20 protein-coding genes are annotated in these 18,754 nt (G+C 71.1%); 10 read left to right on the forward strand and 10 right to left on the reverse strand.

Annotated features, from left to right (window positions below; genetic code table 11):
• Window positions 1-25 precede the first annotated feature (25 nt).
• Window positions 26-1,213, forward strand: a complete 1,188-nt coding sequence (locus G406_RS52325) for an MFS transporter (RefSeq protein ID WP_051343219.1) — start codon at window positions 26-28, stop codon at window positions 1,211-1,213.
• Here the strand turns inward: G406_RS52325 and G406_RS0137840 are convergent.
• Window positions 1,210-2,091 carry an HhH-GPD family protein gene (locus tag G406_RS0137840; RefSeq protein WP_028937887.1) on the reverse strand — a complete coding sequence of 294 codons (882 nt, stop codon included), beginning with the start codon at window positions 2,089-2,091 and terminating at the stop codon, window positions 1,210-1,212. The genes G406_RS52325 and G406_RS0137840 overlap by 4 nt on opposite strands.
• A 178-nt stretch (window positions 2,092-2,269) precedes the next feature.
• Here G406_RS0137840 and G406_RS54955 point away from each other — a divergent pair, with 178 nt between their 5' ends.
• On the forward strand, window positions 2,270-3,784 hold the full coding sequence (locus G406_RS54955; protein ID WP_051343220.1) for a hypothetical protein: 1,515 nt from the start codon (window positions 2,270-2,272) through the stop codon (window positions 3,782-3,784).
• Between the two features lie 92 nt (window positions 3,785-3,876).
• Here the strand turns inward: G406_RS54955 and radA are convergent, their stop codons facing one another.
• Together radA and G406_RS52335 are read right to left on the reverse strand one after the other, a co-directional pair.
• Window positions 3,877-5,274, reverse strand: coding sequence for a DNA repair protein RadA (gene radA / locus G406_RS0137850; protein WP_037080703.1), 1,398 nt, complete (start codon window positions 5,272-5,274; stop codon window positions 3,877-3,879).
• A gap of 18 nt (window positions 5,275-5,292) precedes the next feature.
• Window positions 5,293-5,832, reverse strand: a complete 540-nt coding sequence (locus G406_RS52335) for a copper chaperone PCu(A)C domain-containing protein (RefSeq protein ID WP_051343221.1) — start codon at window positions 5,830-5,832, stop codon at window positions 5,293-5,295.
• Between the two features lie 284 nt (window positions 5,833-6,116).
• Between G406_RS52335 and G406_RS0137860 the strand changes: the two genes are divergently transcribed.
• The 5 genes from G406_RS0137860 to rlmB are packed head-to-tail and all read left to right on the forward strand — an operon-like array spanning window position 6,117 to window position 10,149.
• The gene (locus tag G406_RS0137860) at window positions 6,117-6,605 is read left to right on the forward strand and encodes a CarD family transcriptional regulator (protein WP_028924515.1); all 489 of its coding nucleotides are present in this window, start codon (window positions 6,117-6,119) and stop codon (window positions 6,603-6,605) included.
• Window positions 6,606-6,611: 6 nt separating this feature from the next.
• Window positions 6,612-7,244: an IspD/TarI family cytidylyltransferase gene (locus G406_RS0137865; RefSeq protein ID WP_051343222.1), complete on the forward strand. Its 633-nt coding sequence runs from the start codon at window positions 6,612-6,614 to the stop codon at window positions 7,242-7,244.
• On the forward strand, window positions 7,241-7,714 hold the full coding sequence (ispF, locus tag G406_RS0137870) for a 2-C-methyl-D-erythritol 2,4-cyclodiphosphate synthase (RefSeq protein WP_028937890.1): 474 nt from the start codon (window positions 7,241-7,243) through the stop codon (window positions 7,712-7,714). The genes G406_RS0137865 and ispF overlap by 4 nt, the downstream gene beginning before the upstream one ends.
• A gap of 52 nt (window positions 7,715-7,766) precedes the next feature.
• Window positions 7,767-9,170 (forward strand): cysteine--tRNA ligase, encoded by a 1,404-nt coding sequence (gene cysS / locus G406_RS0137875; RefSeq protein ID WP_028937891.1) that lies wholly within the window; start codon window positions 7,767-7,769, stop codon window positions 9,168-9,170.
• A gap of 7 nt (window positions 9,171-9,177) precedes the next feature.
• Window positions 9,178-10,149 (forward strand): 23S rRNA (guanosine(2251)-2'-O)-methyltransferase RlmB, encoded by a 972-nt coding sequence (gene rlmB, locus G406_RS0137880; RefSeq protein ID WP_028937892.1) that lies wholly within the window; start codon window positions 9,178-9,180, stop codon window positions 10,147-10,149.
• Window positions 10,150-10,191: 42 nt separating this feature from the next.
• Here the strand turns inward: rlmB and G406_RS0137885 are convergent, their stop codons facing one another.
• The 4 genes from G406_RS0137885 to G406_RS0137900 are packed head-to-tail and all read right to left on the reverse strand — an operon-like array spanning window position 10,192 to window position 13,711.
• On the reverse strand, window positions 10,192-11,061 hold the full coding sequence (locus tag G406_RS0137885) for a pyridoxamine 5'-phosphate oxidase family protein (RefSeq protein WP_028937893.1): 870 nt from the start codon (window positions 11,059-11,061) through the stop codon (window positions 10,192-10,194).
• A 10-nt stretch (window positions 11,062-11,071) separates the two neighbouring features.
• Window positions 11,072-11,935, reverse strand: coding sequence for a metal ABC transporter permease (locus G406_RS0137890; RefSeq protein ID WP_028937894.1), 864 nt, complete (start codon window positions 11,933-11,935; stop codon window positions 11,072-11,074).
• Window positions 11,928-12,791, reverse strand: a complete 864-nt coding sequence (locus G406_RS0137895) for a metal ABC transporter ATP-binding protein (RefSeq protein ID WP_051343223.1) — start codon at window positions 12,789-12,791, stop codon at window positions 11,928-11,930. The genes G406_RS0137890 and G406_RS0137895 overlap by 8 nt, the downstream gene beginning before the upstream one ends.
• A complete protein-coding gene (locus G406_RS0137900; RefSeq protein ID WP_037080705.1) occupies window positions 12,788-13,711 on the reverse strand; it encodes a metal ABC transporter solute-binding protein, Zn/Mn family in 924 nt (307 codons plus the stop codon). Before G406_RS0137900 ends, G406_RS0137895 begins: the two co-directional genes overlap by 4 nt.
• 125 nt (window positions 13,712-13,836) lie before the next feature.
• Between G406_RS0137900 and G406_RS0137905 the strand changes: the two genes are divergently transcribed.
• The 3 genes from G406_RS0137905 (at window position 13,837) to G406_RS0137915 (ending at window position 16,510) form a co-directional block, all read left to right on the forward strand.
• Window positions 13,837-14,937 carry a LacI family DNA-binding transcriptional regulator gene (locus G406_RS0137905; protein WP_028937897.1) on the forward strand — a complete coding sequence of 367 codons (1,101 nt, stop codon included), beginning with the start codon at window positions 13,837-13,839 and terminating at the stop codon, window positions 14,935-14,937.
• A gap of 103 nt (window positions 14,938-15,040) precedes the next feature.
• Entirely contained in the window at window positions 15,041-15,958 is a 918-nt protein-coding gene (locus G406_RS52340; protein WP_084216680.1) for an AraC-like ligand-binding domain-containing protein, read from the forward strand.
• Between the two features lie 72 nt (window positions 15,959-16,030).
• On the forward strand, window positions 16,031-16,510 hold the full coding sequence (locus tag G406_RS0137915; protein WP_028937898.1) for an SRPBCC family protein: 480 nt from the start codon (window positions 16,031-16,033) through the stop codon (window positions 16,508-16,510).
• A 145-nt stretch (window positions 16,511-16,655) separates the two neighbouring features.
• On the opposite strand, the gene G406_RS0137920 is transcribed toward G406_RS0137915, so the two are convergent.
• From G406_RS0137920 to G406_RS54960, 3 genes are all read right to left on the reverse strand, one after another.
• The gene (locus G406_RS0137920) at window positions 16,656-17,078 is read right to left on the reverse strand and encodes a pyridoxamine 5'-phosphate oxidase family protein (RefSeq protein ID WP_028937899.1); all 423 of its coding nucleotides are present in this window, start codon (window positions 17,076-17,078) and stop codon (window positions 16,656-16,658) included.
• Window positions 17,079-17,147: 69 nt separating this feature from the next.
• Window positions 17,148-17,615, reverse strand: a complete 468-nt coding sequence (locus G406_RS0137925; RefSeq protein ID WP_028937900.1) for an SRPBCC family protein — start codon at window positions 17,613-17,615, stop codon at window positions 17,148-17,150.
• 84 nt (window positions 17,616-17,699) lie between these two features.
• Window positions 17,700-18,440, reverse strand: a complete 741-nt coding sequence (locus tag G406_RS54960; RefSeq protein ID WP_051343225.1) for a glycosyltransferase family 2 protein — start codon at window positions 18,438-18,440, stop codon at window positions 17,700-17,702.
• Between the last annotated feature and the right edge of the window lie 314 nt (window positions 18,441-18,754).

Consider the following 18,754-nt stretch of genomic DNA (forward strand, 5'->3'; position numbering starts at 1 on the left):
GGTGTGGGAACCGCAGACTCGTCGAGTGCGGACCGGGACGGGGCTGGCGGCGGGACTCGGTGTCACCGAGCTCGTGTCCTGGGGCGTTCTGGTCTACGCGTTCGGGGTGCTGGTCGTGCCGATGCACGACGAGCTCGGCTGGTCCTTCGCCACCCTGAACACGGCATACGCCGGGGGAATGCTCGTGTCCGGCCTGGTCGCGGTGCCGGCCGGCTGGTGGCTGCGCCGCCATGGCGCGCGCGGGCTGATGGTCGGCGGAAGTGTGCTGGCCTCGGCGGTGCTGGTGGCCTGGTCCGCGGTGCGGACGCCGGCCCAGTTCGTGCTGGTCTCGCTGTTCTGCGGGCTGGCGATGGCCGCGACGCTGTACGAACCGGCGTTCGCCGTGATCGTGGAACGCCGCGGCGACCCGAAGGACCGCGCACGGGCCATCGTGATCGTCACCGGCATCGCCGGCTTCGCCAGCGTCGTCTTCGTGCCGCTGACCGGCCAGCTCAGCACCGCGCACGGCTGGCGGTCCGCGCTGCTGGTGCTCGCCGTGGTCACCCTGCTGGTCGGCGCGCCACTACACGCGCTCCTGATCCGACCGGTCGCACACTGCGCGGCGACACCGAGGGCCACGGTCCGGGAGTTCCGCTCGTCGGCGTCCTTCCGGTGGCTCAGCGTCTGCCTGTCCGGCAGCACCGCGATGAAGACCGGGTTCGGGGTCAGCGTCGTGGCCTACCTGGTGTCGCGTGGTTACCCGCTGCGGCACGCGGCGCTGGTCGGCGGCGCCGCCGGTATCTGTCAGGTCGGCGGCAGGCTACTGGTCTCCTGGCTTCGGCTACCGACCCACCTCGTGTGCGCGGCGGTGTTCGCCGGGCAGAGCGTCGCCGCAGTCCTGCTGATCTTCGTCGCGGACCGTCGGCTCGGGTCGGTGCTCCTGCTGGTGCTCGCGACCGTGTTGCTGGGACTCGGGTACGGCATCGTCGAGCTGCTGCGCGGAACGCTGGTCGTCGACTACTACGGGCGGACGGCGTACCCGACGGTGAACGCACGCCTGGCGACCAGGGTCGTCGCGGCCCGGACGGCGGGCCCGCTGCTCGCCGGCTGGGTGGTCACCGCCACCGGTTCCTACCTGCCGATGCTGCTCGGTGGATCGGCGCTCGCCGCGCTGAGCGCGGTCGCCATGCTGCTCACCCACCGCGCACGCCCACGAAACCTAGTGAGTGGCTAGTGCCCTGGGACGCGCTCGCCGGGTAGCGCGAACGAACCGTCGGGGAGGTGCTCCACCAGGCCGTCGGTCAGCAGCGAGAACAGGCAGCGGTCGCGTTGCGCCGGTTCGGACCACGCGTCGTCCAGCGCGGTCCGGGGGACCGGTCCGGGAGCGTCGCGCAGGACGTCCAGGAGCCTGCCGCGCACCTGGCGGTCGGTGCCCGCGAATCGTTGGACGGGACGGCTCGGCCCGGTGTACTCGGGACGGCCGTGCGCCTGCCAGGCACATTCGCCGAATACCGGACAGCCCTCGCAGCCGGGGTTGCGCACCGTGCAGCGCACCGCGCCCAGCTCCATGAGCGCGGCCGAGAACCGCGCCGCCACCAGGTCGTCCGAGGGCAGCAGCGCTTCGGCGTCGGCCAGGTCCGCCGTGGTGCGTGGCGGCCCGGCGTCGCCGGCGCCGTGGACCGCGCGGGCGATCACCCGGCGGACGTTGGTGTCGACGACCGGCGCGCGACGCTGGTAGCCGAATGCCGCGACCGCCCTCGCGGTGTACGCGCCGACGCCGGGCAGCGCGAGCAGCTCGTCGACGTCCGACGGCACGATGTCGCCGTGCCCGGTGGCGATCGCCGACGCCGCGGCGTGCAGACGCAACGCCCGGCGCGGGTAGCCGAGCTTGCCCCAGGCCCGCAGCACGTCGGACTGTGGCGCCGCCGCGAGCTCGGACGGCGTCGGCCAACGCCGCATCCAGTCGAGCCAGATCGGCTCGACCCGCTTCACCGGGGTCTGCTGCAGCATGAACTCGCTGACCAACACGCCCCACGGGGTCGTCTCCGGTCGACGCCACGGCAGGTCGCGGGCGTGTTCGTCGAACCACGGAACCAACAGCTCGGCAAGCACGGATGACACTCGGGCAGTATCCAGCGTGCTGACCGGGGGCCTGCGACCCGGGCTCCACTACAGGTCGCGCACGAATTGCCCAATAGATATAACTCGATAGAGTGAGTTGAACGGATTTCCGTGACACGCCGTGCCTGCCTAGCCGGAAATCCCTCGACCTCCACTTAACGTTCAACGCATGATCGAGCCAGAGAGCGCGGTGTACTGGCGCCGGCGTGCCGTAGCGGTTGCCGGCGTCGTGGGTGTCGTCATGCTCGTGGTGTGGGCCGTGTCCGGCCCCAGCGGTTCCGCGCAGCCCCAGCAGAAGCTCGCCGAGGCCAACACCGCGGGTTCGAAGCCATTGTCCTTCGAACCCCCGATGGCCAAGGACCACGACGACGACTCGAAGGGCCGCGACGACTCGAAGGGTGACGACGACTCGCCGGACCCGTCGCTCCTGCCGATGCCTGATCCGGGCACCTCGCCCGCCGCCGCGTCGCTGCCGTCGAGCTCGGCCCTGCCCTCTGGTTCGGCCCTGCCCTCCGGTTCGGCTCTGCCGTCGAGCTCCGCGCTGCCGTCGGCCGCGGCGCTGCCCTCGCGGCCCGCTCTTCCGTCCGGTTCGGCCCTGCCGTCCGCGTTGCCGTCCGGCTCGGCGTTGCCCTCGGGCTCCACACTCCCGTCCGGTTCGGCGCTGCCGTCCGGCAGCGCACTGCCGGCTCCGGCCGCGCTCCCGCAGCAGCCAGGGGCACTGCCCCAGCAGTCGGCGGCGCTGCCGCAACAGCCTCAGCAGCAGAGCGCGCTGCCTCAGCAGCCGGGGACGCTGCCCCAGCAGCCCGCGGCGCTCCCGCAGCAGCAGCCGGCGACGCCGGCGCAGCCGGGGATCGTGCCGTCGACGCCCGGTGCGTCGAGCCTGCCGAGCACCCCGTCGGAGAACGGGGACCGGCCCGCGAAGCCCGCCAAGCCACCGAAGCCGCCCAAGCCGCACGGCCCGAGGGGTGAGTTCAACTCGGACGGCGCTCAGCCCGCCGCCGCCGTGGCACCCGTGCCTGCCGCACCGGGTGGCGCCGGGACCTGCGCCGACGCCAACATCGGCCTGGTCGCCCAGGTCGGCGCGACGTCGTACCGACTCGGGCAGCGACCGGAGTTCCGCCTGGTCGTGGCGAACATCGGCAAGACCTCGTGCACCAGGGACCTCGACCCCGGCCTGCAGGAGCTGGTGGTCACCGGCCCCAACGGTTCCCGGATCTGGAGCAGCAACGACTGCTTCCCGGAGCGGCGCAGCGACGTCCGCACGTTGGCGCCCGGCAAGGCCGTCGTGTTCCCGGTGAGCTGGGCGGCGCGTAGCTCGGCGCCCGGTTGCGGTGCGAACCGCCAGGAGGTCACGCCCGGCAACTACCAGCTGACCGCCAAGCTCGGACCGCTCACCAGTGGTTCGGCGCCGTTCACGATCGCGCCGGACAACAGCTCCGCCGCCCAGCGCTCCAGCGGTGCCCCCGGTCAGCAGCCGAGCATCGTTGCGCAGCGCCCGACCAGCGCGGTGCAGCGCCCGACGAGCCAGCCGCACCAGCAGCCCTCGATCGGCGGCGGCCAGCAGGGGATGTCTCAGCAGGGGACGACCCGGCAGAGCGGCTCGTCGGCGAACCAGCCGAACACGGCGACGCAGCCGACGACGGCTCCGCTGGGGCAGCAGCTGCCCGGCGGCGGCGCACAGTAGACCAAGTGGCTGGGCTGTAACCGCTGCCCGGGTTCTGGGGAGGAGCCGGGCAGCGGTTACAGCTGTATTTCTCTCAGCCGTTCACCAGCGGCTCAGCCCTTCAACAGCGGCAGGGCCTCGCCGAGGTGGGAGACCTCCATCACCCGCATGCCCTTGATCTTCGGCAGGGGGTGCGGGCCGGAGGGCACCAGCGCGGCCTGGAAACCGAGCCGAGCCGCCTCCGCGACGCGCCGTTCGACGCCCGCGATCCGCCGGATCTCACCGGTCAGCCCGATCTCGCCGATCACGACCAGCCCGCCGGGCAACGGTGCGTCCTTCTGCGCGGACGCCACGGCGAGCGCGATCGCCAGGTCGGCGGCAGGTTCGCTCATCCGCATGCCGCCCACGGTGGCGGTGTAGACCTCGGCGTCGTGCAGTCGAATCCCGGCGCGGCGCTGCAGCACGGCGAGCACCATCGACACCCTGGCCGAGTCGAGCCCGCTGACCGCGCGCCGAGGCGACGGGATGTCCTTGCCCGCCACCAGCGCCTGTACCTCGGCGAGCAGCGGCCGTTTGCCCTCCACCGCCACGGTGATCGCCGTGCCGGCGACCGGTGCCCTGCGCAGCGAGGAGTCGGCGAGGAACAGCCCTGAGGGGTCCGTGACGCCATGGATGCCGTCGTCGCGCAGCTCGAAGCAGCCGACCTCGTCGGCGGGGCCGTAGCGGTTCTTGATGCCGCGCACCATGCGCAGCGTGGAATGCCGGTCGCCCTCGAAGTGCAGCACGACGTCGACGAGGTGCTCCAGCACGCGGGGCCCGGCGACCGAGCCGTCCTTCGTGACATGTCCCACCAGGATCACCGGCAGGCCGCGTTCCTTGGCCAGCGCGGTGAGCGCCACCGTCACGGCGCGTACCTGCGTGACACCGCCCGGCGAGCCGTCGACCTCGGCCGAGGAGACGGTCTGCACCGAGTCGACGACCAGCAGCTTCGGTTTGAGCGCGTCGATGTGGCCGATGATCGAACCGAGGTCCGACTCGGCGGCGAGGTACAGACCGTCGCACACCGCTCCGGTCCTGGTCGCGCGCAGCTTCACCTGGCCCGCGCTCTCCTCACCGGTGGCGTAGAGAACGGCGCCGTCGCTCTGCGCGACGCGCGCGGCGACCTCCAGCAGCAGCGTCGACTTGCCGGCGCCGGGCTCACCCGCGAGCAGCACGACGACGCCGGGGACCAGCCCACCGCCGAGGACCCGGTCCAGCTCGGGCACCCCGGTCGGACGGGACACGGCCGAGTCCAGCTCGACGTCGCCGATCCGCCGGGCCGGCGTGGCCGGAGCGCCCGCCGCGACCGTGCGGGCCGGAGCCCGCACCGTGGCGGTCTCCTCGATCGTGCCCCAGCTCTTGCACCGGGGACACTGCCCGAGCCACTTCATGGCCTCGTGACCGCACTCGCCGCAGCGGTGGGTCGCGCCGGCGGGGCGGCGCGACCCCTTGCGCGGCGAGGTGCCTTCCAGCGGGCTCAGGGCGTCGCGCTACTTACGCTCGGCGAGGTCGCCGGTCGGGTAGCCGACGGGCAGCGACGCGCTCAGCGGGCCGGCGTTCTTGAAGGTCAGCACGACCGGGTAGGTGAGCCCCGGCTTGATGTCCTGGTTGAGGCCGGTGAGCGTGACGCTGATGGTCCGGTCGGACTGGGCGGCCGAGTCGGACTCGGTGTCGCCGTTGCCGACCTTCACCGCGCGGTAACCGCCGATCGTGCCGTCGCCCTGGACCGCTCCACCCGCCGAGACCGGGCTGCTCACCGACACCAGCTGGTCGGCGGCGGCCGCGACGTTGACCAGCGTCATGTTCAGCTGCGCGGTCTGGCCGGTGCGGTACACCGCATCGGTCGTGCCCTGACCGGCGAACGCGAAGCTGGCGTTGCGGACCTCGATCGTCCCTGCGCGGCCGGTGTAGCCGTTCACGGCGGACGCCTGGTTCGCGGTCTGGGTGACCTGGCCGGCGCTGCAGCCGGTCAGCGCGATACACAGCCCGAGCGCGGCGGCTCCGAGGGCGCCGTACCTTGCGAGACTCACGACTAGCGGGTCCTTTCCTGCGTACGCTGGAGTGGCCGGTCGTGTGCCACACCGTGATGACCTGCCCGGAAGCCTAGCCTCGACCTCCGACAACCGGTCAGTGTGGTTGGCCACGGCGCGTCGGGCCCGGTGCGGGCCGCTTTACACCATGTCCCCTGGTAGGCCGTTCCCAGCACGATCTTGCTCCATTGTCAACCCCCTGACCTGCGACGACAACGCATCCCGGTGAGCCGGGCCGGGTTAGGTCGTGATAATCTAGGGGTAGCGAAAGGGGCAGAGGACATATGGTTTTCAAGGTCGGAGAGACCGTCGTCTACCCGCACCACGGTGCCGCGTTGATCGAGGCCATCGAAACTCGGATGATCAAGGGCGAGGAAAAACAATACCTCGTCCTCAAGGTCGCTCAGGGCGACCTGACCGTACGCGTTCCCGCGGACAACGCCGAGTTCGTCGGTGTGCGGGATGTTGTCGGTCAGGAAGGCCTGGACCGCGTGTTCGATGTGCTTCGTGCGCCGCACACGGAGGAGCCGACCAACTGGTCTCGACGGTACAAGGCAAACCTCGAAAAGCTCGCTTCCGGTGATGTGAACAAGGTCGCTGAAGTTGTTCGTGACCTGTGGCGCCGGGAGAAGGACCGCGGTTTGTCCGCTGGTGAGAAGCGGATGTTGGCGAAGGCACGGCAGATTCTGGTCAGTGAGCTCGCGCTTGCCGAGGGCACCGACGAGGAGAAGGCCGAGCTGCTGCTCGATGAGGTGCTCGCCACCGCGTCCTGACGCGCGGTGAGTGTCCTCGGGCTCGTCCTCGTGACGAGCGACGGTGCGGAGTCGAACTCCGGGTTGCCCGGAGCGTTCGTCCATGTTGCCGGTGTGCCGCTGGTGGTCCGGGCTGTGCGCATGCTGCTCAGCTCGGGAGCGGTGGACCGGGTAATTCTCGCGGTTCCGAAATCGGAGCTGGAGAAATCGCGCGAGATAGTCGAATTCGAACGTGTCGACGTTCGTTGTTGTGATGATGGGTCGGATTTCTGGTCCTGGCCCGATGATGTGCGGACGGTTGTCGTGCACGAGGCGCGGCGTCCGCTCGCGCCACCCGGACTGGTGGCCGCTGTCGTCGAGGCGGCAGCGGCCGATGACCAGCGGGTGATCGTGCCGGTCCTGCCGGTCTCGGACACGATCAAAGAGGTCGACGGCGCCGGTGTCGTGCTGGGCACGGTCGACCGATCGCGGTTGTGGGTGCGGCAGACGCCGGCGGCGATACCCGTCGAGGTGTTGCGGCGCGCTCTGGCCGAGGGTGCGTGCGATCTCGCTGCACTCCTCGATGCGGCGACGCTGACCGTTCCCGGTGATCCGCTGGCTTTCGAGGTCCGCACCCCGTGGGACCTCGAGCTGGCGGAACTGCTACTTGTTGACCTGTGACCATCCCTAGAACCGGTATCGGTACCGACGTGCATCCGGTCGAGCCGGGCAGGGACTGCTGGATCGCCGGGCTGCTCTGGGACGGCGTCGACGGGTGTGCGGGCCACTCCGACGGGGACGTGGCGTCCCACGCGCTGTGCGACGCGCTGCTGTCCGCGGCCGGGCTCGGTGATCTGGGTGCGGTGTTCGGCACCGGCGACCCCCGCTGGGCGGGCGCGCACGGTGTCGAGCTGCTCGCCGAGGTGCGGGCCCGGCTGGACGACGCGGGATGGACCGTGGGCAACGCGGTCGTGCAGGTCATCGGGAACGCGCCGCGCATCGGTCGGCGGCGCGAGGAAGCCCAGCGGGTGCTGTCCGAAGCGGTGGGCGGGCCGGTGTCGATATCCGGCACCACGACCGACGGCCTCGGCCTCACCGGCCGGGGCGAGGGCATCGCGGCGATCGCCACCGCATTGATCTACCCTGCTTAGCCTCGCGCAACCCGTCTTAGCTCTGGCGCATCGCATCCGTATCATGTAAATGGTGAGTCTGCGCCTGTACGACACCGCCACCAGAAGCGAGCGGGAATTCACCCCGCTCAGGTCCGGGGCTGCGTCGATCTACGTGTGTGGCGCCACGGTGCAGGGACTGCCGCACATCGGACATGTGCGTAGCGGGCTCAACTATGACGTACTTCGTCGCTGGCTAACCCGGGGTGGGCTGGACGTCACGTTGGTGCGCAATGTCACCGACATCGACGACAAGATCCTGACCAAGGCCGCCGAGCACGGCAGGCCGTGGTGGGAATGGGCGGCCACGCACGAGCGCGCGTTCGATGCTGCCTACCAGGCGCTGGGCTGCCTTCCGCCGTCGATCGGCCCGAGGGCGACCGGGCACGTGCCGCAGATGATCGAGCTGATGCAACGGCTCATCGATGCCGGGCACGCCTACTCGGTGCCGCGCGGCGACGTGTACTTCTCCGTGCGGTCGTTCTCCGACTACGGCGGGCTGTCCGGCCAGCGTCCCGGCGAGATGCAGCAGGGTGAGTCGGAGTGCGTCGGCAAGCGCGACCCGCTCGACTTCACGCTGTGGAAGGCAGCGAAGCCGGGCGAGCCTGCATGGGGCACACCGTGGGGGCCGGGGCGGCCGGGCTGGCACCTGGAGTGCTCGGCGATGGCCACGATGTACCTGGGCGCGGAGTTCGACATCCACGGTGGTGGTCTCGACCTGGTCTTCCCGCATCACGAGAACGAGCGCGCGCAGTCCTGCGCGGCGGGCGACGGATTCGCGCGCTACTGGACGCACAACGCGTGGGTGACCCTCGGCGGGGACAAGATGTCCAAGTCGCTTGGCAACACCCTGTCGATCGACGTGCTGCTGCAGCGGGTGCGTGGCGCGGAGCTGCGCTACTACCTGGTCTCGCCGCACTACCGTTCGATGATCGAGTACTCCGACGCGGCGCTGTCCGAGGCGGTGGCCGCGTACCGGCGCATCGAGTCGTTCCTGCACCGCGTGCGCGAGCGGATCGGCATTCCCTCGCTGGCCGACGGGGTGCTGCCCGCCGAGTTCGTCGAGGCACTGGACGACGACCTGAGCACTCCGGGTGCGGTCGCCGCGATCCACGGCGTGGTCCGGGAGGGCAACGCCGCTCTCGACTCCGGTGATCGGGAAGCCGCCGCTGCCGCTGCGTCCTCGGTGCGCGCGATGACCGACGTGCTCGGTCTGGACCCGCTCGGTGAGCTGTGGCATGCAGCTCCCGGAGGCGGGCTGGACGCGGCCGGTGCGGCTCTGTCCGCACTGGTCGATGACCTGCTGGCGCAGCGTGCCGAGGCACGCGCCCGGCGCGATTTCGCCACATCCGACGCCATCAGGGACAGACTGCTGGCCGCCGGAGTGATCGTCGAGGACACCCGAGACGGCGCGACCTGGACATTAAAGGACGGTTGAAGACCACATGGCCGGCAATTCACGCCGACGCGGCGCGATTCGTAAGCCAGGCACCAAGAAGGGCGCGGTGGTCGGTTCCGGCGGTCAGCGTCGTCGTGGACTAGAGGGCAAGGGTCCGACCCCACCGGCGGAAGCACGGCCCCACCATCCCGCGCAGAAGCGCGCGGCCGCGGCGGAGAAGAAGGCGAAGTCGGGTAAGCCCACGGTCGCCGGCCGGGGGCGGCGCGACGAGGGCGACACGCCGGAGACGGTGTTCGGCCGCAACCCGGTCGTCGAATGTCTGCGTGCCGGGGTTCCGGCGACCGCGCTGCACGTCGCGCAGGCCACCAACGCCGACGAACGGGTCGCCGAGGCGGTCCGCCTCGCCGCCGACGCCGGAATCGCCATCCTCGAGGTACCGAAGGTCGAACTGGACCGGATGGCGGCCGGTGCGCTGCACCAGGGCCTCGGGCTGACCGTTCCGCCCTACGAGTACGCCCACCCCGACGAGCTGCTGGAGGCGGCTCGGCACGCCGGGCAGCCACCGCTGATCGTCGCGCTGGACGGGGTCACCGACCCGCGCAACCTCGGCGCCGTGGTGCGTTCGGCGGCGGCGTTCGGCGCGCACGGTGTGCTGTTGCCGCAGCGGCGTTCGGCCGGCATCACCGCGGTCGCGTGGCGCACCTCGGCGGGCACGGCGGCGCGGCTGCCGATCGCCAGGGCGACCAACCTGACCAGGACGTTGCGCGAGTATGCGACGGCGGGCCTCATGCTCGCCGGGCTCGACGCGGACGCGCGCGTCTCGATCGACGAGTTCACCCTCGCCGCCGATCCGCTGGTGATCGTCGTCGGCGGAGAGGGCCGGGGCCTGTCGAGGCTGGTCAGGGAGACCTGCGACGTCACGGTCTCGATCCCGATGGCCGGCAAGGTCGAGTCGCTGAACGCCTCGGTCGCCGCGGGCGTCCTGCTCGCCGAGGTGGCCCGCCGCCGCCGCGGTTAACTACCCGTGAGTGTTTTGGGCTGCCCTGGCAGCCCAAAACACTCACGGGCTTTTGACGTGCTCCACCGTTGAGGTGTGGCGGCCCTGCCAGGTGGTCAGGCGTTCGGGCGTGAGCTGGATGTGCGCCTGGGCGCCGGCCAGCGTGGCTGTGCCGTCGCCGCGCAGCAGGACGCCGCGCTTGTCGTCCATGCGGTAGCCGGCGGTGCTCCTGCTGACGCACACCGGCCCGTCCGGCAGCATCCCGACCAGCGTCGCCAGCTCGGCGCCGGTGTCCGCGCTGTGGCCGTCCGAGGCCCAGGAACCGGGCAGCGCGGCGGGGCCGTCCACGGTCTGGACGCCGATCTGCGCCGAGCCACCCTGGGTGAGAAGGTCCGGCAGCTCGTCCAGCGACCACCGGGCAGCGTCCGGTACCGGCTCGTCGGTCAGCAGGTTCGCTCTCGGCCACTCGCCCCAGGCCTCGATCACCCGATCGCCGCCGACCAACGCCAACCGGTGCACCGTGATGCTCAGGACGACCCGGTCGACCAGCAGCAGCGGGCTCGGCTGGTCGGCGACCACACCGAGGAAGTGGCGGGTGTTGCCGGCCAGGTAGCTGAGCGCGCCCGCCGGCATGCGGGACAGCTCACCGAACGGGCCCCACGCGCCGAAGCTCAGCGGATCGACCACCCTGGCCGTGCCGCTGCCGAGCAGGCTCTGCTCGCCCTCGCTGATCAGCAGCCCGATGCGCGGGTCCCTGCGCAGGGTCTTGGCCTTCACCGAGGCTCTCGGCGCGATGACCCACAGCCGACCGGCGGACCAGCTGAACGCGGTGGGCGTCAGATGCGGACCCCGGCGCGCGGCGACGGCCGAGTAGAGGACGTCCGCGCCGAGCAGCCGTCGGACATCGGCGTTGCAGGTCCACTCGATCGCCATGAAAACAATGTTATGCGAGGCGGCGCGCCGGCGGGCGATAACGGCCGACCACCCGGCAGCCCAGGTAGCACAGGAAGATCAACGTCGTCACGTACCCGGAGATCGGCAGACCCGGGGCGAGCGAGGCCACCGTGCCGCCGACGAGTGACACCTCGGCGAACAGGATCGCCAGCAGGGTCACCACCAGCGGGTTCGCCGACACCCGAGCCGCTGCCGCGCCCGGCGTGACCAGAACGGCGAGCACCAGGATCGCGCCGACCGCCGGGACCGCCACCGCCGTGCTCAGCCCGATCAGCGCCGCGAACACCATCGACAACGCACGCACCGGCACCCCGCGAGCCGATGCGACGTCCGGGTCGGTGCTGGCGAACAGCAGCGGCCGGTACCAGACCAGCAGCGTCGCCACGACGATCGCGGCGCACCCGGCGAGCAGCCACAGGTTCGTCGAGTCGACCGACACGATCGAGCCGGTGAGCAGCCCGAACTTGTTCGCCGACCGGCCCGGGTAGACGGCGAGCATCAGCACGCCGAGGCCCAGCCCGAAGGCGAGCACCACGCCGATGACCGAGTCGCGTTCGCGGCGCCGCAGCCCGAGTAGGCCGAAGACCAGCGCCGCCACCAGTGCGCCACCGACCGCGCCGAGACCGACGGCGGCGGTACCACCGAGGAACAGCGCCGCGACACCGCCGGTGAAGGACAGCTCGGACGTGCCGTGCACGGCGAACGCCATGCCCCTGCTGACGATCAGCGGTGCGAGCAGCCCGGCGATCAGGCCGAGCACCGCGGCGGCGAGCAGGGCGCGCTGGACGAACGGCTGGTGCAGCAGCGCGCCGGTGCCGGTGAAGGTGAACAGGCGGGCGATCAGGTCAGCCATGGCCGGGTCCGTCGAGCTGATGTCCGCAGTGCGCCGGAGGCTCGTCGGCGCCGACGACCACGATCCGGTCGCGGATGCGCAGCACGTCGACCTGGGTGCCGTACAGCTGCGACAGCACCTCGGTGGTCATCACCTCGGACGGCGGCCCGATCCGGAACTTGCCGTTGACCAGGTACAACACCCGGTCGACCAGCGGCAGGACCGGGTTGATCTCGTGGGTCACGAACAGCACGGCGGTGCCCGCGTCCAGCCGCCTGCGGTCGATCAGCCTGCTGACCACCCGCTGGTTCGCCAGGTCCAGTGACAGGAGCGGCTCGTCGCACAGCAGTACCGTCGGATCCCCGGCGAGCGCCTGGGCGACCCGCAGCCGCTGCTGCTCGCCGCCGGACAGCCGCCCGACCGGCATGTTCGCGTAGGCGGTCGCGCCGACCGCCTCCAGCGCGGCGTCGATGCGGTCCCGCCGCGCGCGCCAGCCGAACGGGCGCAGGCCGAGCCGGTGTCCGTCCAGGCCGAGACCGACCAGGTCCCTGGCGCGTAGCGGCGTCTCGACGTCCATCGTCTGCTGCTGCGGGATGTAGCCGATCCGGGTGTTGCGTGCGCCCGCCGGGGCGCCGTCGACGGACACGGTGCCACCGCTGAGTGCACGCTGACCGAGCAGGACCTTCAGCAGGGTGGTCTTGCCGGAGCCGTTCGGACCGAGCACCGCGATGAACTCACCGGGCTCGACGCGCAGATCGAGGCCGTCCCACAGCACCCGCTCGCCGAGCGCCAGCCGTGCCGAGCTCAGCTCGATGGCGGGCGCGACGGTTCCGGCGGCCAGATCCGGGGTGTGGGTGGTCGCGTCGAGCGCTGTCACTGCCGGCGACCCAGCGCGGCACTCAGCTGGTCGATCTGCCCACCCATCCACGTCACGTAGTCCATGGTGCCTGCCGGCAGCGTCTCCGTCACCTTGATCACCGGGACGCCGCCGGTGTTCGCGGCCTGTTCCACCTGATTGGTGATGGCGCTCTCGGTCTGGCCGTTGAGCACGAGCACGCTGACCTTGTCCGGGCCCTGGAACAGGGCGAGGGTCTGCTGCAGCACGGCGGCGGGCGGGTCGTTGCCGTCCTCGACCGCGTGCGCGAACTCCTCGGGAGTCGCGTTGACCAGGCCGGCGGCCTCGGTCAGGTACAGCGCGACCGGCTCGGTGATCGCGATCCGGGCGCCGTTGTGACCGGCCTTGATCGCGGCCAGCTTGGTGTTCAGCCCGTCGAGCTGGGCCTTGAACGCCGTCGCGTTCGCGGTGAAGCTCGCGGCGTCGGCCGGATCGGCCTTGCCAAGGTCCGCTGCCAGGGTGTCGGCGAGCTTGGAAATGGTGGGCAGGCTGTAGAAGACGTGCTCGTTGAAGTTCTCGCCGGTGTCCAGCCCGGACAGCTTCGAGACGTCGATCGCCTCGGCGTGCCCGCCGGACGCGGTCAGCAGCTTGCCCGCGAACTCGTCGTAGCCGCCGCCGTTGGCGATGAGGACCTTCGCCTGACCGACCGCCACCGCGTCGTTCGGCGTGCTCTCGTACTCGTGCGGGTCGGCGTCCGGCGAGTGGATGATCGAGGTGACGTGCACGTGGTCACGGCCGATCGCGGTGGCGATGGAGCCGTAGACGTCGGTGCTGGCGACGACGTTCACCGTGCCGGGCGTCGAGGGTGCCTGGGCGGGCGTGGCCGGCTGGCCGCAGCCCGCCAGTCCGGTGAGAGCCAGCGCTGTGGTGGCTGCGAGCAGAGCGGCACGGCGGGAGGTCATGACCCGAACGATACCGAAGATGGAAATCGTTGTCATTACATGAACGGAGTGTCACAGCCCACTACCCCGGACGATCATGGCCAGGCTCACTATCGGTCCCACTTCTGAATCGTTATTGTCGGGGGATGACGCGTAGTCCGCGAATCCGGCGGCCGGCCACCCTGGCCTCACTGGCCGCCGAGCTCGGGGTCTCCCGGACCACCGTGTCGAACGCCTACAACCGGCCCGACCAGTTGTCCGTCCAGCTGCGCACCAGGGTGCTGGAGACCGCCAAGCTGATGGGATACCCGGGGCCGGATCCGGTGGCGCGCTCGCTGCGCACCCGGCAGGCGCGCGCGGTCGGTCTGCTGCTGACCGAGGAACTGTCCTTCGCCTTCCGCGACCCGGCCGCGCTCGGTTTCCTCGAAGGACTGGCCAGCGCGTGTGAAACCGCTGGTCAGGGCCTGCTCCTGATGCCGGCGAGCCGCGACGACCCCGATGTCAGCACCGTGCACCAGGCCAGTGTGGACGGCTTCGTCGTGTACTCGGTGCCGGAGAACGACCCGCACCTGGAAGCGGTGCTGCAACGCCCGTTACCCACCGTGGTCGCCGACCAGCCGATGAACGTCGACGGCGTCGACCGGGTCGGTGTGGACGACCGGGGCGGCATGCTCACGCTGGCACGGCACCTCGTCGAGCTGGGGCACCGGCGGATCGGTGTGCTGTGCATGCGGCTGAGCAACAGCCGGTCCGACGGGTACGCCGACCTCGAACGCCAGCGCACCGCCGCGCTGCAGGTGCAGCGGGAACGCCTCGGTGGTCTGCGTGACGGGTTCGCGGAGGCCGGTGTCGACTGGGCGAAGGTCCCGGTGGTGGAGCGCTACGACCACACGGTCGAGGCGGGCGCCCTGGGTGCGGCCCAGCTGCTGGACGACCATCCCGACATCACCGCCCTGGTGTGCACGTCCGACGTACTGGCGCTGGGCGCGCTGCGCATGGCGCGTGGCCGCGACCTGTCGGTCCCCGGGCAGCTCAGCGTGACCGGCTTCGACGGCGTCCCCGAGGCACTGCGAGCGGGCCTGACCACGGTCCGCCAGCCGGTGCGCGACAAGGGCCGCACGGCAGGTGAACTGCTCCTGACCAGAGGCGACAGAACAGAACCGAAGTCGGTCATCCTCCCCACCGAGATGCTGATCGGCCAAACAGCCGCCCCACCCAGAGCCGAACGCTGGTTCTCCGGCCTCTGACCCGGGCTCGCACAGACCGAGCACACCCCGCACAGAGGCTCCAGCCTCTGTGCGGGGTGTGAAGGGTCTGTGCGAGCTTCTGGGAAGCGGTTACCTTGTGCGGATGAGCGGGGTCAGCGTTCGGCGGACTGACGCGTGGCGGCATGCGATGTCCGAGGCGTTCGTGCCGCTCGAGGTCGGGGCGCTGGATCGGGAGCGGTTCACCGGGCGGCTGCGCACCGACCAGCTCGGTGAGCTGATGGTCGCCGAGCTGAGCTCGTCGGCCCAGCGGGTCAGCCGCACGCCTCGGCTGATCACCGAATCGGACCGGCAGCTCTGGCAGATCGCGGTGTCCCGGCGGGGCACGGCGCGCGTCGAGCAGGACAGCCGCCAGGCCGAGCTGGGCCCCGGTGACCTGGTGATCTATGAGACTGCGCGCCCGTTCCACTGGACCTTTCCCGAGCCTTGGGCGGCGACCGTGTTCACCCTGCCCCGTGAAGCGGTGCCACTGACGGCGGCGCAGTCGCGGCACGTCACCGCGCGGCGGCTCGCCGGCGGCAGCGGCACGACCGGCGTGCTGTCCCGATTCCTGCTGGATCTCGCCGAGCACGGCGCGTCGATGCCGCCGAGCCGGTCCCGGAGGCTCGTGGCGGACCTGGCCGGTCTCGTCGTGTCCCTCGCCGGTTTCGACGGCGGGCCCGAGCGGGCCGGGCCGAAGCAGACGCTGCTCGCCGAGGTCAAGGACCACATCGCGGCCAACCTGGGCGACCCGATGCTGTGCCCGGGCAGCATCGCCGCCGCGCGGCACATCTCGTTGCGTTCCCTGCACGTCCTGTTCGCCGACGAGCCGCTGTCGGTGTCCCGGTACATCCGGGCTCAGCGGCTCCGGCGCAGCGCCGCCGACCTGCTCGACCCCCGGTTCGCCGACCTGTCGATCGCCAGCATCGCGGCGCGCGCCGGGTTCGGTGACCTGAGCGGTTTCAGCCGTGCCTTCAGGGCCACCTACGGCCGCACGCCCAGCAGCTACCGCCGAACCGGCTGATCTGCGCGCGGATCCGCTGATCGTGCGTGCTCGTCCACGACGGCCGGATGGACGAACGCGACGCTGAGCGGCATGACCACTGTGGAACGTGCACCCGACGCGACCGCGTCGATCACCGTCGACGCCGCCCCCGAGCAGGTGTGGCGGGCGATCGTCGACCTGGCGACCGGGCGCCCGGACGGCGAGACGTTCAGTGGACGCTGGGTCGGCGGCGCGGGTCCGTCCGTCGGAGCCCGGTTCCGAGGCTGGAACCGCAACGGCGTGCTGCGGTGGCGCACGACCGGCCGGGTCACCGAATGCGACCCGGGGCGGGCGTTCGGGTTCCGGGTGACGTCGCTGGGCATGGCGGTCGCCGACTGGCGGTTCGAGCTTACCCAGGACGGCGGCGGTGCCACGGTGCTGCGCGAGAGCACCTGGGACCGGCGCGGGCCGATCCTGCGGGTGGTCGCGCCGCTGGCGACCGGCGTGCTGGACCGCGCGACCCGCAACCAGCGCAACATCGAGCAAACACTCGCCCACCTGCGCTCCACGATCCACAACACCCCCTTGTGAGTGATGAGGGCGTCTACCCCGAAGGGGCGCGAAGCGTAGCCGCTCTGGGCACTCACGACACGCTTTTCGTCGTGAGTGCCCAGAGCGGCTATAGGCGCCCTCAGCACTCACAAGGCCTCCGTGCTCACAAGGCCCCCGGCCGTTCCTACGCGGGAGTCTGGTCGGCGGTGTACCAGCGTTCCGGACGCATGTGCAGCTGCGCGACCGTCTCACCCTCGAGGGACGCGACGAACTCCTCGGCGGACGCCTCGTCGAAGTAGCGGTGCGCCATCGCGGACAGGTCGGCCTTGGAAGTGTCCGCCTCGATGCGGACGATCGGACCGGACACGCTCACGTACTTGTACGGCGGGGTCTCGGTCTGCGCGAGCAGGCTGAACTCGCGGGCCCGGTCCAGCAGCCGGTACTTGACCGACTCCGGACCGGTCTGCACCACCACGTCACCGCCCGGCTCGTAGCGGTACCAGACCGGCACGGTCAGCGGCGGACCCTCGGCCCGCGCGATGCTGATCACTCCGACGTGCAGCTCGGCGAGGAACTCCTCACGAGCGGACTTGGTCATCGCTGGCATGTGCGGCCTCCGTGGGATCGACTCAGTGCCTCACCCCGGCCAACGCGCGAGCCGCCGGACAAATTTCGCTCAGGACGCCGCGAAGTGCCGTCCGGTGTCGGAGAAGAACCTGTCGAACAGCAGCTTGTTGACCGGACCGCCGGGTTTGCCCAGTGCGCTCGGTCGGGCCGCCACGGTCCAGGTGAAGGAGCAGCTGTCCGGGCCGGTGGGTTCCACGACGTAGTCCTCGGCGAGGCTGGTGAACAGCGGGAGGTTGATCCCGGTGCCGTAGAAGGCGTAGCGATGCCCCTCTTCCCAGATGAAGAAGTGCTCCTGGACCTTCAGCGCGCCGAACACCGAGGCCTGGCGGGTCGTCCCGACGCCGAAGGGGCGCGGCGAGAGCCACTGGACGGACAGACCGGTGCACCAGTGCAGCGCCCGGTCGTCGACCAGCTCCTGCCACACCGCCGGCGCGGGGCGGGCGATCGACCAGGACCGCGAGAAGCGCGTGGGCGCCGAGGTGAAGAAGCTTTCGTCAACGGGCTGGAGCGTCGGCACGAGCGGGTCCCTCCGGACAGGGCGGGATCGTTCCCGCTGGGGTCGTGATCATCGTATATAGCGGGCTCACCAGCAACTCCCACCTCACCGGGACTGTAACGCGCGCTCGGCCGCGAGCCGCTGGCCGATCACGCCGCGCACGTGCGGCAGGTCGCGGATGGCGATGTCGGTGGCCTGCGCGGTGTGTTGCGCGGGCCACCGCCGGTAGGTGGCGACGACCCGGTCGACCCAGGTGCCCGGCCAGCGGGTGGAGAACGCGGCGAGCAGCACGGCGTCGGTGGACCGGGCCACTGCGGGCCAGCCGCCGTGCGCGACGAGGTGGGTGCGCCGGTAGGTGGCGATGGCGGCGGGGAACGGGAAGTCGTCGGTGCGGGTGAACGTCTCGGCGATCAGCCCGGGCGCGACGCGGCCCGGCGGGAAGACGTCGGGCTTCACCCAGTCCGCGCCGTCCGGGTTCTCCCAGCGGATTCGAGCGCAGGACCAGGCGGCGTCCGGGTCGTCGGCGAGCGGCTCGACGAGCGCGGCGAGCCCGCCCGGCTCGTACCAGTCGTCGTGGTCCATCCCGGCGATGAGATCGCCCTTCGCCCTGGCCAGGCCCGCGTTGCGAGCGGCGGCGCCGCCGACCTGGACGCCGAGTGCGTCGTAGTGGATTCGGGGGTCGTCCGGCAGGAGGTCCCGCACGGCCGGGTTCGTGCCGTCCTCCTGGACCAGCCATTCCCACTCCCAGCCGGGCGGCAGGACCTGCCCGTCCAGCGACTGCCACAGCGCGCCGATGTGGTCGGCGTTGTGTGCCTGGGTAGGCGTGAGCACCGAGACCAGAGGCATGGCGCACTATGACACGAGCGCACCAAGCCCCCGCGAGTCGGGATTCTCAGCACCGCGAGTCGGGGTTTTGAGCACGGCGAGTCGGGGTTTTCAGCACCGCGAGTCGGGGTTTTGAGCACGGCGAGTCGGGGTTTTCAGCACCGTGAGTCGGGATTCTGAGCACCGTGAGTCGGGATTCTGAGCACCGTGAGTCGGGATTCTGAGCACCGCGAGTCGCGGTTCTGAGCACGGCGGGTCGGGGTTTTCAGCGCACCCGGTGTGGCGTGGAGCCCGACTCAGTGTGCTCTGGCGCCCGACTCGCGGTGCTGAGGTGC

This window comes from Actinospineispora spinosispora DSM 44797, from assembly GCF_000429025.1.
Classification (GTDB): Bacteria; Actinomycetota; Actinomycetes; order Mycobacteriales; family Pseudonocardiaceae; genus Pseudonocardia; species Pseudonocardia spinosispora.

Coding starts and splice junctions, on each gene's coding strand:
- G406_RS54955 (WP_051343220.1), top strand. CDS start 2,270: ATGATCGAGCCAGAGAGCGCGGTGTACTGGCGCCGGCGTGCCGTAGCG.
- G406_RS0137860 (WP_028924515.1), top strand. CDS start 6,117: ATGGTTTTCAAGGTCGGAGAGACCGTCGTCTACCCGCACCACGGTGCC.
- rlmB (WP_028937892.1), top strand. CDS start 9,178: ATGGCCGGCAATTCACGCCGACGCGGCGCGATTCGTAAGCCAGGCACC.
- G406_RS0137885 (WP_028937893.1), bottom strand. CDS start 11,061: ATGGCGATCGAGTGGACCTGCAACGCCGATGTCCGACGGCTGCTCGGC.
- G406_RS0137890 (WP_028937894.1), bottom strand. CDS start 11,935: ATGGCTGACCTGATCGCCCGCCTGTTCACCTTCACCGGCACCGGCGCG.
- G406_RS0137900 (WP_037080705.1), bottom strand. CDS start 13,711: ATGACCTCCCGCCGTGCCGCTCTGCTCGCAGCCACCACAGCGCTGGCT.
- G406_RS0137905 (WP_028937897.1), top strand. CDS start 13,837: ATGACGCGTAGTCCGCGAATCCGGCGGCCGGCCACCCTGGCCTCACTG.
- G406_RS52340 (WP_084216680.1), top strand. CDS start 15,041: ATGAGCGGGGTCAGCGTTCGGCGGACTGACGCGTGGCGGCATGCGATG.
- G406_RS0137915 (WP_028937898.1), top strand. CDS start 16,031: ATGACCACTGTGGAACGTGCACCCGACGCGACCGCGTCGATCACCGTC.
- G406_RS0137920 (WP_028937899.1), bottom strand. CDS start 17,078: ATGCCAGCGATGACCAAGTCCGCTCGTGAGGAGTTCCTCGCCGAGCTG.
- G406_RS54960 (WP_051343225.1), bottom strand. CDS start 18,440: ATGCCTCTGGTCTCGGTGCTCACGCCTACCCAGGCACACAACGCCGAC.